The organism is Cupriavidus pauculus, assembly GCF_002858765.1.
Lineage (GTDB): Bacteria > Pseudomonadota > Gammaproteobacteria > Burkholderiales > Burkholderiaceae > Cupriavidus > Cupriavidus pauculus_B.
This window is the reverse complement of the sequence record NZ_PJRP01000001.1, coordinates 609,297-623,045: the sequence shown is the minus strand read 5'-3', so window position 1 is coordinate 623,045 and position 13,749 is coordinate 609,297. Positions and strand designations below refer to the sequence as shown.

Here is a 13,749-nt window from a genome sequence, read left to right as displayed (position 1 = left end):
CTCAGGCCGGCAGCACAGTGTTCACCGACTGCACGAAGCGGTCGACGATGTTGTCGATATCGGCCGGCGTGCAGATGAACGGCGGCGCAAACAGCACGTGGTCGCCGTGGATGCCATCGACGGTGCCACCCATCGGGTAGACCAGCAGGCCATTCTCCATGCAGGTGCGCTTGAGCACGGCGTGGGTCTTCCTGGCCGGATCGAACGTGGCCTTGGTGGCGCGGTCGGCCACGAACTCGACGCCGACGAACAGGCCGCGGCCCCGCACGTCACCAAGATTCGGATGGTCACCCAGCGCCTCGCGCAGCCGTGCGCGCAGTTGCTCGCCACGCGCCAGCACGTTGTCGAGCAGCTTGTCCTCGGCAATCGTGCGCTGCACGGCCAGCGCAGCGGCGCACGCGGTGGCGTGCCCGATATACGTATGGCCGTGCTGGAAGAAGCCGCTGCCGCCGACGATGGCTTCGTAGATGCGCGCGGTGGACAGCATCGCGCCAATCGGCTGATAGCCGGCACCCAGGCCCTTGGCGATGGTCACGATGTCGGGCACCACGCCGTCTTCCTCGCACGCGAACAGGTAGCCGGTGCGGCCCATGCCGGACATCACTTCGTCCAGGATCAGCAGCACGCCGTACTTGTCGCACACGGCGCGGATGCGCTTGAGATAGTCCGCCACCGGCGGCACCGCGCCGGCCGTGGCGCCGACCACGGTCTCGGCCACGAAACCGGCCACCGAATCGGGCCCCAGTTCCAGGATCTTGGCCTCCAGCTCGTCGGCCAGGCGCTGCGCGTATTGCACGTCGGTCTCGCCGGCCGCCTGGTCGCGATAGGCATAGCACGGCGACACGTGATGCGCGGGCACCAGCAGCGGCAGGAACGGCTCCCGGCGCCAGGCGTTGCCGCCAATGGCCAGCGCGCCCAGCGTGTTGCCGTGATAGCTCTGCCGGCGCGCGATGAAATGCCGGCGCTGCGTCTGGCCAATCTCGACGAAGTACTGCCGCGCCAGCTTCAGCGCGGCTTCCACCGCCTCGGAACCACCCGACACGAAGTACACGTGGTTCAGGTCGCCAGGCGCGGCATCGGCCAGCGTTTGCGCCAGCGTCTCGGACACTTCGGTGGTGAAGAACGACGTGTGCGCATAGGCCAGCGTATCCACCTGCGACTTGATCGCCTCGATCACGCGCGGATGGCCGTGCCCCAGGCACGACACCGCCGCGCCACCCGAGGCGTCCAGATAGGCGCGGCCGTTGCTGTCGAACAGCTCGATACCCTTGCCGCCAACGGCGACGGGCAAGGTTTGCTTGGGATTGCGATGAAAGACGTGCGTCATGGTCGGTCGGCGTGCAGGAAAGCGCGTGGGGCGCGAAACAGGTAGTCAGTATAGGAACAACATACCGCCTACGCAACAACTGTTTCATCGAATAGCATCAACGAAACATACGATTCCCGCAATTCCGCCGACACCGGCAGGCGACCTATGCAACAATCGTTGCAAATCCCGCTTTTTCATCACATCGATGTCCGCCGACCAGCCGAACCCTCCCGAATCGCTCGACGCCCTGCTCGACCAACTGCGCGCGGAATTTCCGAATCTCAGCGTCCAGTTCCAGGGCGGCGCGCGCTATCTGCTGGACCATCCGCGCGACATCGCCATCCAGTCGATGCGCAAGGTGGCCGCCAATGCGGGGGTGCAGCCGGCGACGCTGGTGCGCCTGTCGCAGTCGCTGGGATTCGAGGGCTGGCAGGGGCTGCGCGAGCTGTTCGTGACGGCCGTGCGCGAAGGCGGCAGCCAGCCGTACGCGCGCCGGGCGCGCAAGGTGGTCAAGGACTCGGACAAGACCAGCGGCCCGGGCAAGATGCTGGCCGAGATGATCGAAGTCCAGCACCACAACCTCGACGCCCTGCTGGCCAACAACGCCGACACCCTGCCCCGCGCCGCAGACCTGCTGGCCGCCGCGCCCATCGTGCATGTGGCCGGCTTCCGCTCATGCTTTCCGATTGCGTTCACGTTCCACTACATCTACGGGCTGTTCCGCAGTTCGGTGCGGTTGATCCGCGGCGACGCCGGCACGCTGGAGATGGAACTGCGCGCGCTCAACGCCAAGGACGCCGTGCTGGTGGCCGGCTTCGCGCCCTACTCGCAGGAAAGCCTGCGCGTGGCCCAGGCCGCGCGCGAGGCCGGCTGCAAGGTCATCGCCCTGACCGACAGCACCGTGGCCCCGATTGCCCTGGAGGCCGACTGCACGCTGCTGTTCGCCATCGACAGCCCGTCGTTCTTCCCGTCGATCACATCGGGCGTGACGATGGTGGAAGCGCTGGTCGAGCAACTGCTGGCCCGCAAGGGCAAGGGGGCGATCCGCGCGCTGGAGCAGACCGAGGGGCAGCTGCATCGCACGGGGGCTTACTTGCCATAACGGCTTTGGGAGGCGCCAGCAAGGCGAAGCGAAGCGGTTCTGGCCAGGCGCGCGGCCGCAGACAGTACAAGTGGTACGGCAAGGCCGCGCAACGACGCCAGAATCGTCTTGGTAGCGACGCTTACTCGAACGCCTCATCATTCGGGTTCGCATACGCCTTCTTGATCTGCTCGCTCTGCGGCAGGTCGAACGAGATGTTCTTAGGCGGCACCGGCTTCTGGAACCACTTGGCGTAGAGCGTGTTGATCTCGCCGCTGCGCATCAGGCCGGTCATGGCGTTGTCCACCACCTGCTTGAAGCCCGGATCGTCGCGGCGCATCATGAAGCCGTAGGCCTCGAACGATTGCGGCGTGCCCACCACGGCCCAGTCGTCGGGCTTGGGCGCCAGCGTGCGGGCGCCAGACAGCAGCACGTCGTCCATCATGAATGCCGCCACGCGGCCCGACTGCAGGATCAGGAACGATTCACCGTAGTCCTTGGCGCTCTGAATCGTCATGTTGGCGCCCTTTTCGTCGTTGAGCTTACGCAGGATGCGCTCCGACGTCGTGCCCGCGTTCGTTACCACGTTCTTGCCAGCCAGGTCCGGGAAGTCGTGGATCGGACTGCCCTTCTTGACCAGCAGCCGGGTGCCGGCCACAAAGTACGTGGTCGAAAACGCCACCTGCTGCTGGCGCGATTTCAGGTTGGTCGTGACGCCGCATTCCAGGTCCACCGTGCCGTTCTGCACCAGCGATTGGCGATTTTGCGATGTCACCGGGACCATTCGCACCTGCAGGTTCTGCGAGCCGGCTTCCTTCTTGACCGCCTCCACCACGCGGTCGCAGATGTCCTGGGCAAACCCGATCACCTTCTGGTTGGCGTCGTAATACGAAAACGGGATCGATGACGTGCGGTGTCCGATCGAGATCGTGTTGGACGACTTGATCTTGCTGAGCGTCGGGCTGGCGGCCACCGCCGCGGCATCGGCGGCCAGCGCCGAACCGGCGCCACTGAATGCGGCCAGCAGCACCGCGGCACGGATCGGGAAGGACTGGGTCATGGAAACACTCCTGTTGAATGAAAGCGTCAGCTGTTGCAATGCTAGTCATTGAGCAACAAGTGTTCCATCATGGATAACCATGAAACAAATGGATTCTCCCCGAAGTCGGGCATGCGGCGCCCGGCTTTGGGGAAATGCGGCGGCGCGGCAAAGGGGTCAGTGCGCCGACGGGGTGCGTGGAACCCCCTTCCACATGGCCAGCCCGCTCGCCAGCAGCAGACCCGCCAGCAGGTACAGCGCGTTGTCCATGCTGCCCGTGTGGGTCTTGATCTGGCCAATCACCCACGGGCTGACGATGCCGCTGGTGATGCCGATGCTGGAAATGAACGCGATGCCCGTGGCGGCGGTCTGGGCCGGCAGGTGGCTGGGTGGCAGCGACCAGAAGATCGGCAGGGCGGCAAAGATCAGGACGGCCGCCACCGACAGCATCGCCAGCGACACCGCCAGGCTCGGCACGTGCAGCGTCAGCGCCGCCAGCGCCAGCGCGCCGCCGGCGGTGCAGCACAGGAAGTGCCCGTGGCGCTCGCCCAGCCGGTCGGACCGGCGTGCGATCAGGATCAGCCCCACCGCGCCGATCGCGTTCGGAATGACCGAGTACAGGCTGACGGCCATCACGTCGCGGATGCCGAAGTCCCGGATCATCAGCGGCATCCAGAACGACAGCGTCAGCGAACCGCACGTCAACGCAAAGTAGATGAATGCGAACAGGTACACGCGCGGATTGCGCAACGCCTGGCCCAGCGCCTGCAGCGAATGGGCGTGGCCGCTGCTGCCCTGCGACTCGGCCGCGTGTTGCGCTACCAGGTAGTCCTGCTCGTCCGGCGTCAGCCAGCGCGCCTGACGCGGGCCGTCGACCAGGCAGAACGCCGCCACCAGCCCCAGCAGCACGGCCGGCGCGCCTTCGATGGCGAACATCCATTGCCAGCCGTGCATGCCCATCACGCCGGCCATGTCACGCATGATCCAGCCCGATACCAGCCCGCCCAGCACCCCGGCCACGGCCACGCCGGCAAAGAAGATCGCCATCACCGCGGCACGGCGGCGCGCCGGGAACCAGTAGGTCAGGTAGAGCACGATGCCCGGGAAAAAGCCCGCCTCGAACACGCCCAGCAGGAAGCGCAGCAGGTAGAAGTGCGACGGCTGCGACACCAGCATCATGCCGACCGACGCCACGCCCCACAGCACCATGATGCGCGTGAACGTGCGCCGCGCCCCGAAGCGGGCCAGCAGCATGTTGCTGGGCACCTCGCAGAGCACGTAGCCCACGTAGAACACGGCGGCGCCCAGGCCGTACATGGCGTCGCTGAAGCCCAGGTCCTGTTTCATCTGCAACTGCGCGAAGCCGATGTTGATGCGGTCCAGGAACGACACCACGTAGCAGACGAACAGGAACGGGATGATGCGCAGCCAGACCTTGCGGTACAGCGCGTCTTCCTGCGGCAGCGGCAGGCTGTGTGGCAACGGTTCGGACAAGATTTCAGGCAATGCGGGGGCGGCGCCCAGGCTCTGGGTGTGCATGGTTGTCTCCGGATTCGGGGGTAGCAGGCGCGAGTCGCCCCCGGGGCGTCGGATTGCGCCCCTGCGGAGGTGATCGCGGATTAGGGGGTGGCCGGGCGGCCTGCGCGGGGCTAGGCCGGGGTTGGCACTTCGGCAGCCGCGCGGGCCAGCCGCATGGCTTCAACCAGCGCGTCGTGATCGCCGATGTGGTTGGCCAGCAGCAGGATCAGCCGCGCGTTGACAGCCTGGCTGGCGGCATCGTCCAGGTCGCGGTGCATGTCGATCAGCGCCTCGTAGAAGTCATCGGGGCGCGCGAGGTTGGGGGCGGTAGTGAGCGGCATGGGGCCTGTCTCCTTCGGATGGCTGCGTTCAGGTCTTCAGGCCAGGGCCGGTGCCGGCACCGGGGCGGATGGCGCCAGGCTCGCGGATGCCGGCGCGTTGCCGGTGGCTCGGGCCAGCGCGACGGCAATCCCGGCCACATCGACACCGCGCCAGCGCGCGCATACATGCTGGTCGGGGCGGATCAGGTAGCAGGTGCCGGCGCGGGCGTCGTAGCGATTGGCGGCCAGGCCTTCGGCATCGCGCAGCACCGTGGCACCGGGCCAGGCCTGGGCCGATGCTGAGATGGCCGCGTCGGTGACAAACACCACGCGCAGCGGAATGCCGCCCTGCTGCAGCACGCGCAGCGCTTCGGCCTGTGCGGCATCGAGCCCGGCCGGCGGGCCGAACACCAGCGCCACGAATTCGTCGCCCAGATGCTGCAGCAGCCAGGGCTTGCCGGCCGCATCGGCGACGGGGGCATCGACGCACGCGGCACCCAGCGCCATCGCACCGCCAAAGGCAGCGGCAGCGGCATCGCCCGTGTTCAGCGCCGAATCGTGCAGCACGGCCGGCACCGACAGCCGGCCGCTGTTGACCAGCTGCCGTGCGAACGCATGATCGCGGGCCAGCGTCAGCACGGCATCGCGGAACACGCGGCTCACCGCGCTCTTCGGCGTGATGAAATCGGTGGCGCGCGTGGAGTTGCGGATGTTCTCGTCGGCGGCGAATTCGCGTTCGCTGGCGTAGGTGTCCAGCAGGCTGTCGGGCGCCTTGCCCTGCAGCACATAGGCCAGCTTCCAGGCCAGGTTCTCGGCGTCCTGCACACCGCTGTTGGCGCCACGCGCACCGAACGGCGACACCCCGTGCGCGGCATCGCCGGTGAACAGCACGCGGCCATGGCGGAAGCTGTCCATGCGCACGCACGCGAACGTGTACACGCTGACCCATTCCAGCTCGAACTTCGCGTCGGGGCCCAGCAGCGCCTGCACGCGCGGAATCACCCGCTCGGGCGCCTTCTCGGCCACGGGATCGGCATCCCATCCCAGCTGGAAGTCGATGCGCCAGACGTTGTCGGGCTGGCGGTGCAGCAGCACCGACTGGTTCGGATGGAACGGCGGGTCGAACCAGAACCAGCGCTCGGCCGGAAACGGCGCCTCCATCTTCACATCGGCAATCAGGAAGCGGTCGCGAAACGTATGGCCATGGCTTTCCTGTCCCAGCATCTTGCGCAGCGGGCTGCGCGAGCCATCGGCCGCCACCACGTAGCGGCCGCACAGCGTGTAGCAGCCGTCGGGCGTCTCGATGGTCAGGGCCACGTGGTCGGGGTGCTGCGCCACCGCCACGGCGCGGCTCTTCCAGCGGATGTCGATATTCGGCATCGCCCGCGCGCAATCGAGCAGGTAGCCCTCGACGTAGTACTGCTGCAGGTTGATGAACGCCGGGCGCTGGTGGCCGGCCTCGGGCAGCAGGTCGAACGCGTAGATCTGGCGGTCCTGCAGAAACACCTTGCCCACGTGCCAGCGCACGCCCTTGTCGACCATGCGGTCGCCGCAGCCCAGGCGGTCGAAGATGTCCAGCGTGCGCTTGGCAAAGCAGATCGCACGCGAGCCGGTGGACAGCGTGCAGTCGTCATCGACCAGCACCACGGGCACGCCGTGGCGCGCCAGGTCGATCGCCGTAGCCAGCCCCACCGGCCCCGCGCCCACCACGATCACGGGATGCGGTCCCTCGGCCTGGTGGCCGGCCTGCTGCTCGGCACAGGGCACGTAGGCGTACGTCTGCTTCTGGTAGTCGATGTCGACTTCGGTACTGCTCATGGTGTCTCCGTCCACTTTGCGTGGTTGTGTTCTTTTTCGCCGCTCTCCCGCCGTGCGGGAGAGCGGCGAAAACAGCCGGTGCCAACTCACGCCTGCAAAGCCGCCCACATATCCTGGTCGCGCTGCGCCGTCCAGATGCGCGGATGCGTGATGCCCGACGCCTCGTCGAACGCCCGCGACACATCGAACGGCAGGCAGTGCTCGTAGATGAACACGTGGCCGAACTTCGGATCCATCGACTTGCGCGTATGCGCCATGGCGGCCTTCAGGTCGAGCTTGTCGGCCACGGCTTCGCGGCCGGCCTGCAGCAGCGTGGAGACAAAGTCCTTGGTGTAGGCCAGGCCCTTGGCCACATCGGCCGGCGTGGTCAGCGCGGGGCCGCGGCCCGGCACCAGCTTTTCGGGCTGCAGCGCGGCCAGTGCGTCGAGCGTGGCCGGCCATTGTTCGAGCTGGGCGTCGCCGCAGTAGCAGGCGGCGTCGTACTCCACCAGGTCGCCCGAGAACAGCACCTTCTGCTGCGGCAGCCACACCACGGTGTCGCCCTTGGTGTGTCCTGCGCCCAGGTGCGCGATGCGCACTTCCAGCTTGCCCATGAACAGCGTGATCTCGCGCTCGAAGACCAGCGTCGGCCAGGTCAGGCCCGGCACCGTTTCCACGCCGGCGAACAGGCGCGGAAACCGTTCGATCTCGGACTTCATGTCGGCCTCGCCGCGCTCCACGATCATCTCAAAGGTGCCCCGGCTGGCGATGACCTGCTGCGCGCCCTCGGCAAAGTAGGCCGACGCGCCCAGCACGCGCACCGCATGGTAGTGCGACAGCACCACGTACTTGATGGGCTTGTCGGTGATCTCGCGGATGCGGGCGATCAGGTCCTGCGCCATGGCCGGCGTGGCGGTGGTGTCCACGATCATCACGCCGTCGTCGCCAATGATCACGCCCGAATTGGGGTCGCCCTCGGCCGTGTAGGCCCAGGCGTTTTCGGAAAGCTGGGTGAAGGTGATCTGCTTGGCTTCCAGGTCGGCCTGGGATGCGAATGCTTTTGCCATGTTTGTCTCGTTGTCGTCGGTATCGGAATGGGATCGGGGGGGACGATCCACGCTGGAGGCCGGCGGAATCGACCGGATCGGCCAGGTTGGGCGTAAGGGAATCTTAGGAAGACGGCTATTTTTAGTCAATGGCAAATACGATTGCTATTTGCTAAATTACCCGCCATGCCTTGTGACAGCGTGGGCGACGCGGGAAAACCCCGAGCCCCTGGCACCGCATCAAGCGCCTGACAGGCCGCCCGATGGCGATGCATCGCGTACCATTGGGCTCTTTCCGACAGACACGGCAGCAGGCAGGCATGGCACGACCCCCGGGCGAATCCGCCGGCAAGACGCAGCGCGGCATCCAGAGCGTGGAGGTGGGCGGCCGCCTGCTGCAGGCGCTGGCCGATGCACGCCGGCCGCTGGCCCTGGCCGACCTGGCCGCCGCGGCGCAACTGGCGCCGGCCCAGGCGCACACGTACCTGGTCAGCCTGACGCGGCTCGGACTCATCAAGCGCGATCATCTCGACGGCAGCTACGAACCGGGGCCGCTGGCGTTGCGCCTGGGCATGCTGCATCTCGATCACACGCCGGCCTATCGCGCGGCCGTGCCGCACGTGCAGGCGCTGGCCTCGGCCATCGGCTGGAACGTGGCGGTCAGCCTGCCCACGCCGCAGGGGCCGACCATCGTCCACTATGCGACCGCCGGGTCGCCGCTCCACGTCAACCTGCACGTGGGCACGGTGATGGCCCTGGCCACCACCGCCACCGGCCGCACGTATTGCGCGTTCCAGCCGGCGGCGCACTGGCAGCCGATCTGGCGCCAGCAGCAGGCCGGGGCCGCGTCGGCATCGCCAGATGCCCTGTCCGCTTTCGAGGATCAGCTCGACGCCGTGCGCCAGCGCGGCATGGCCCGCAGCATCGATTCGCCCAGCCCCGCCGTCAGCAGCCTGGCGATGCCGCTGGTCGATGCCGATGGCACGCTGCGCCTGGTGCTGACCGCCATCGGGTCCACCGGCGCCATCGACGTCGACTGGCAAGGCCCCGTGGCCAGCGCGCTGCGCGGCGCCATCGACGACATCGCGCAGGCAGTGGCACCGACATGACCGACCCGGAAGACAGCAAACCCCAGCGCGGCATCCAGTCGCTGGACAATACCGGCCAGTTGCTCAATGCGCTGGCCGACGCCGGTCGTCCGCTCTCGCTCGGCGAACTGGCGCGCGCCGCCGGCATGGCACCGGCCAAGGCGTTCCCGCATCTGGTCAGCCTGCAGAAGATCGGCCTGCTGGCGCGCAACGCCGATGGCGATTTCGAGGCCGGCATGCTGGCGCTGGAAATGGGCCTGGTGGCCCTGCAGCGCCTGTCGCCCACGCGCGAGGCCGAGCCCGAGGTGGTGGCGCTGGCGCACGCCACGGGCCTGTCGGTGGCGATGGCGGTGTTCGGGCCCTTGGGGCCCACGGTGATCCGGCTGGAGGAAGCGTCGCGCCCGCAGCACGTCAGCCTGCGTGTCGGCACGGTGCTGTCGATGGTCCACACGGCCATCGGCCGCACCTTCGCCGCTCACCTGCCCGACGACGTACTGACCCAGGCACTGGCGCAGGACGCGATCCGCATGGCCGGCGTGACCGTGGATACGGCGGTGCAGCAGGCGGCCACGCCGCGCTGGCGCAAGATCCGCGACGATGGCATCGACAACGCCGTCAGCCGCCCCGTGCCCGGCATCGACACACTGGCGGCCCCGGTGTTCGACCACACCGGCGCGCTGGCGCTGGTCATCGCCGTCATGGGCAGCAGCGGCAGCTTCGACAGCGCGACGGACAGCGATGTGGCCCAGCTGGTCAGGCAGGCGGCCCGGCGTCTGTCGTGGCGGTTCGGCGCGATGGGTGCCACCGGTGCAAGTAGCGCAAGCGACGCCACCGGCGCCTGACCGGCGTACCGCCATCCGGGCGCTGCACCCGCAGTCAGTCCTCCAGTTGCCGGGCGCCGATGCTGGCCAGATAGCTGTCCACCGCGCTACCCACCGTGGGGTGGAAGCAATCGTCGGGGAATATCGCGGTCAGCTCGAAGCGCCTGAGCTTGTCGCGGACCGGGTCCTTCATTTCCGCGAAATGCAGCGCCACGCCGTCCTCGGCCAGGTTCTGGATCAGTTCGCGCAGCATGTCGGCCGATGTAACGTCCACGCTGGTCACCGGCTCGGCCGCCACCACCACCCAGCGCACCGGCGGCGGCGCGGCCTCCACCGCTTCCATCAGCCGTTGCTGGAACAGTTCGGCATTGGCAAAGAACAGCGGCGCGTCCCAGCGGAACAGCACCAGCCCGTCGATCAGCGCCGCATGCGGATAGCGCTTCAGGTCGTGATAGCCGCGCAGGCCCGGCACCCGGCCCAGCACCGCAAAGTGCGGCCGCCAGCCATCCCACAGGAACTCGATCACGGCCAGGACCACCGCCAGGCAGATGCCGGGAATCGTGCCGAACACCGCCACGGCCGCAAAGCACAGCATCGACAGCCAGAACTCCCACTGCTGGATGCGATAGATGCGCTGCAGGTCCTTGAACTCGAACAGGCCGATGGCCGCGGCAATGACCACGGCGGCCAGCGCGCTGTTGGGCAGGTAGCGCAGCAGGTTGGGCGCCACCAGCAGCAAGGCCGCCACGGCGATGGCGCCGACCACGCCGGTCAGCTGCGTGCGGGCGCCGGCCGCCTCGGCCACCGGCGTGCGCGATGCGCTGCTGCTGATCGGAAACCCCTGGAACAGCCCGGCCGCCAGGTTGGCCACGCCCAGGCCCACCATTTCCTGGTTCGGATCCACCCGCGTATGGGTGCGCGCGGCATAGGTGCGCGACAGCACGCTGGTATCGGCAAACGCAATCATCGCCACGGCACAGCCGCCCAGCGCGATCCGGACGATGTCCACGCCGCTGAACCACGGCAGCGCGAACGTGGGCAGCCCCTGCGGGATCTCGCCCAGTACCTTCACGCCCTGGGTATCCAGCCGCAACACGCTGACCGCCAGCGTGGCCAGCACCACGGCGATGAGGATGCCCGGTACGCGCTCGAAGCGCTTCAGAAACAGGATCACCACCAGGCTGGCCGCGCCCACGGCGAAGCTGTACCAGTTGGTCTTGCCATCGGCGATGGCCTGCGCCAGCCACCACAGCTCGCGCAGCGGCCCGGCATCGTCGATCTTGATCGCGAACAGCTTCGGCAACTGGCTAACCAGCACCGTCAGCGCGATGCCGTTCATATAGCCATAGCGGATCGGCTTGGACAGCAGCTCGGTGATGAAGCCCAGCCGCAGCAGGCCCAGCACGATGCAGAACAGGCCCGCGACGATGGCCATCAGGCTGGCCGTAGCCACGGCGCGCATCGGGTCGCCGCCGGACATGCCCAGCACCACGGCCAGGATCGGCGCGGCCAGCGCGGAATCGGGCCCCAGCACCAGGATGCGGCTCGGCCCGAACAGCGCGTAGGCCAGCAGCGGGATGATCGTCGCATAGAGCCCGTACACGCCGGGCACGCCCGACGCCTCGGCATAGGCGATGCCCACCGGCACCAGCATCGTCGTCAGCACCAGCCCGGCGGCCAGGTCGCGCGGCAGCCAGGCGGGCTCGTACGTGCGCAGCATGGCCAGTCCGGGCAGCCAGCGCAGCCAGTGCGGGGCCGATGCATGAGCAGAGGTGGGCGTGGTGGATGCCATGGGACCCTTTTCGTGGTGGTGACACGCCGGAGATCGGTGTGATTCAGCATAGGCTCCGGCGGCGCCAAAGCAAGGCCACGCCGGTGCGGGCGACGCCGCCGTGCGGGCCAGCTTGCGCAACCCTTGTGCCCACCTTTGTGCCCACCTTTGTGCGCGCCATTGTGCGCCGCACAATAAGCGGCTGACCGAGGGCGTGATCGGGCCCTTGGATGGCCTGACCTGGCATGGCCAGCCTCACGCGTCGCCACCGCACAACCCGCGCGATTGAAAGCCACGTAGTTTCATATCGCCGTCACACCCCTGCCACGGACCATCTTCGACAATCGCCAGCGTCACATCCGCCACACGCGCACTTGTCGCGCCGGCGGCCATGACCACGGGCCTTTCCCGTCGTTTTGCGCAGTCTTCGGGCTCGTGTTTCCTTTCAATCCAACACGACGAGATACTGAATGCTTGCAACCTTCCCGCTGTATCGATGTTTCGTTCGCGCATGGCTGTGGCTCTTGCTGTGCGCGGCACCCATGGCCGCCCAGGCCGGCACCTACTGGACCGGCGTGAGCCGTGCCTTGCCCGCTTCGCCGCTGGGCAACACGGTGGCGCTGTCGTGCCACAACTGCTATGGCAGCACCACGGCGGCCACCAATGCCCAGGTGGCCATGGCGCTGTCGCGCGGCTACGACCTGATCGAACTCGATCTCACGCTGCATGCCGATGGCCAGGTCTACGTGGAGCACGCCGACAGCGAAGGCGCGGTGGGATCGCTGGCCGACGCGCTGGCCAATACCAGCCTGCAGCAGAGCGACCGGATGCTGTTCCTGGAAATCAAGGAAGGCTATTCCACGGCGGCGGCCAGCGACACGTTGATGCTGGGCGTGCTGCGCGCGATTCGTGACTGGGGCTATGCCAGGGCCGGGCGCCCGGTGATGCTGCGCGCCTTCATGGATGGGCGCCACCAGCACCTGGTGCGCGCCAAGGCGCTGCTGGCGCAGTCCGAATTCGCCAGCATCCGCGACTACGTGCGCTTTCACACGCTGATCGAGAGCGACATCCGCAACAACATTCGCACCACCAAGAGCCTGGGCTTCCATGGCGTGGAGCTGGAATACCGGATGTCGAACCTGTATGGCGCGCTGATGCAGGCCAAACTGCTGGGGCTCGGCGTTGGCGTTTATACGACGCCGGCAAGCATGGGCGAAGCCTACCTGTCCGCGTTGCGCGAAGACGTCGACTTCATCACCACCGACTACGACCGCGGCACCACCGCGCTGGCCAGTTCCGCCCGCGCACTGATTGCCGAATCCACGGCGCTGCTGTACATGAACACCGCCCAGCAGACGGCCTGGCCGCTGAGCTACCAGCGTACCGGCGCCACGCGCTACAGCGTGGCCCAGGGCAGCAGCACACCGACGCTGGAAGTGCTGGCGGTCACGTCGGACGAGGATCGCGTGGGCGGCAGCATGGTGTTCACCGGCACGCAGTCGGTCACCACCTGGCAGGCCGACAACGACGCAAATGGCGGCTTCCTGGTCAGCGCGGTGGTGAATTTCGATGACCTGACGTCAGGCGCCACGGCATCGATCCTGGCCAAGAGCGACGCGGGCGGGTTCGCGCTGGAGCAGGCCGGCACCACGCTGCGCTTCGGCGTCTACGTGAACGGCGCGTACCAGTACGCCACGGCGCCGCTGGCATCGTTCAACGGCACCGACTCGTACTTCATCGTCGGCGCCTACGATGGCAATGGCGCGGTGCGGCTGTGGGTGAACAACGTCGAGCGCACGCCGTCGGTATCGGTCACGGGCGGCGTGGGGCTCAATACGAGCCCGATCGTGATTGGCGCCGACCCGCAGGGCGCCACGGACCGACGCTACTTCTTCAAGGGCAAGATCCAGCAGGTGATGGTGCAGCGCTGGCGCGACCACTGACCGGGCGCGCACGGAC

General features: G+C 67.6%; 11 protein-coding genes. 4 read left to right on the top strand and 7 right to left on the bottom strand.

Features of this window, described 5'->3' with window-relative positions:
* Window position 1: 1 nt before the first annotated feature.
* Window positions 2-1,327, bottom strand: coding sequence for an aspartate aminotransferase family protein (locus CYJ10_RS02830; protein WP_101680028.1), 1,326 nt, complete (start codon window positions 1,325-1,327; stop codon window positions 2-4).
* 187 nt (window positions 1,328-1,514) lie between these two features.
* On the opposite strand from CYJ10_RS02830, the gene CYJ10_RS02825 reads away from it, so the two are divergent.
* Window positions 1,515-2,411, top strand: a complete 897-nt coding sequence (locus CYJ10_RS02825) for a MurR/RpiR family transcriptional regulator (protein WP_101680027.1) — start codon at window positions 1,515-1,517, stop codon at window positions 2,409-2,411.
* Between the two features lie 121 nt (window positions 2,412-2,532).
* On the opposite strand, the gene CYJ10_RS02820 is transcribed toward CYJ10_RS02825, so the two are convergent.
* From CYJ10_RS02820 to CYJ10_RS02800, 5 genes are all read right to left on the bottom strand, one after another.
* Window positions 2,533-3,450 carry a glutamate/aspartate ABC transporter substrate-binding protein gene (locus CYJ10_RS02820; RefSeq protein ID WP_101680026.1) on the bottom strand — a complete coding sequence of 306 codons (918 nt, stop codon included), beginning with the start codon at window positions 3,448-3,450 and terminating at the stop codon, window positions 2,533-2,535.
* 156 nt (window positions 3,451-3,606) lie between these two features.
* Window positions 3,607-4,968, bottom strand: coding sequence for an MFS transporter (locus CYJ10_RS02815; RefSeq protein ID WP_101680025.1), 1,362 nt, complete (start codon window positions 4,966-4,968; stop codon window positions 3,607-3,609).
* 110 nt (window positions 4,969-5,078) lie between these two features.
* Window positions 5,079-5,288 (bottom strand): DUF2783 domain-containing protein, encoded by a 210-nt coding sequence (locus CYJ10_RS02810; RefSeq protein ID WP_101680024.1) that lies wholly within the window; start codon window positions 5,286-5,288, stop codon window positions 5,079-5,081.
* A gap of 36 nt (window positions 5,289-5,324) precedes the next feature.
* Entirely contained in the window at window positions 5,325-7,085 is a 1,761-nt protein-coding gene (locus CYJ10_RS02805) for an FAD-dependent oxidoreductase (protein ID WP_101680023.1), read from the bottom strand.
* Between the two features lie 86 nt (window positions 7,086-7,171).
* On the bottom strand, window positions 7,172-8,131 hold the full coding sequence (locus tag CYJ10_RS02800; protein ID WP_101680022.1) for an MBL fold metallo-hydrolase: 960 nt from the start codon (window positions 8,129-8,131) through the stop codon (window positions 7,172-7,174).
* Between the two features lie 299 nt (window positions 8,132-8,430).
* On the opposite strand from CYJ10_RS02800, the gene CYJ10_RS02795 reads away from it, so the two are divergent.
* Both CYJ10_RS02795 and CYJ10_RS02790 read left to right on the top strand, forming a co-directional pair.
* The gene (locus tag CYJ10_RS02795) at window positions 8,431-9,219 is read left to right on the top strand and encodes an IclR family transcriptional regulator (protein ID WP_101680021.1); all 789 of its coding nucleotides are present in this window, start codon (window positions 8,431-8,433) and stop codon (window positions 9,217-9,219) included.
* Window positions 9,216-10,040 (top strand): IclR family transcriptional regulator, encoded by an 825-nt coding sequence (locus tag CYJ10_RS02790; RefSeq protein WP_101680020.1) that lies wholly within the window; start codon window positions 9,216-9,218, stop codon window positions 10,038-10,040. The genes CYJ10_RS02795 and CYJ10_RS02790 overlap by 4 nt, the downstream gene beginning before the upstream one ends.
* A 34-nt stretch (window positions 10,041-10,074) precedes the next feature.
* Here CYJ10_RS02790 and CYJ10_RS02785 read toward each other — a convergent pair whose 3' ends face one another.
* Entirely contained in the window at window positions 10,075-11,811 is a 1,737-nt protein-coding gene (locus tag CYJ10_RS02785) for a SulP family inorganic anion transporter (RefSeq protein WP_101680019.1), read from the bottom strand.
* 449 nt (window positions 11,812-12,260) lie between these two features.
* On the opposite strand from CYJ10_RS02785, the gene CYJ10_RS02780 reads away from it, so the two are divergent.
* Complete coding sequence (locus CYJ10_RS02780; protein WP_101680018.1) at window positions 12,261-13,733, top strand: LamG-like jellyroll fold domain-containing protein; 1,473 nt, start codon at window positions 12,261-12,263, stop codon at window positions 13,731-13,733.
* Window positions 13,734-13,749 lie beyond the last annotated feature (16 nt).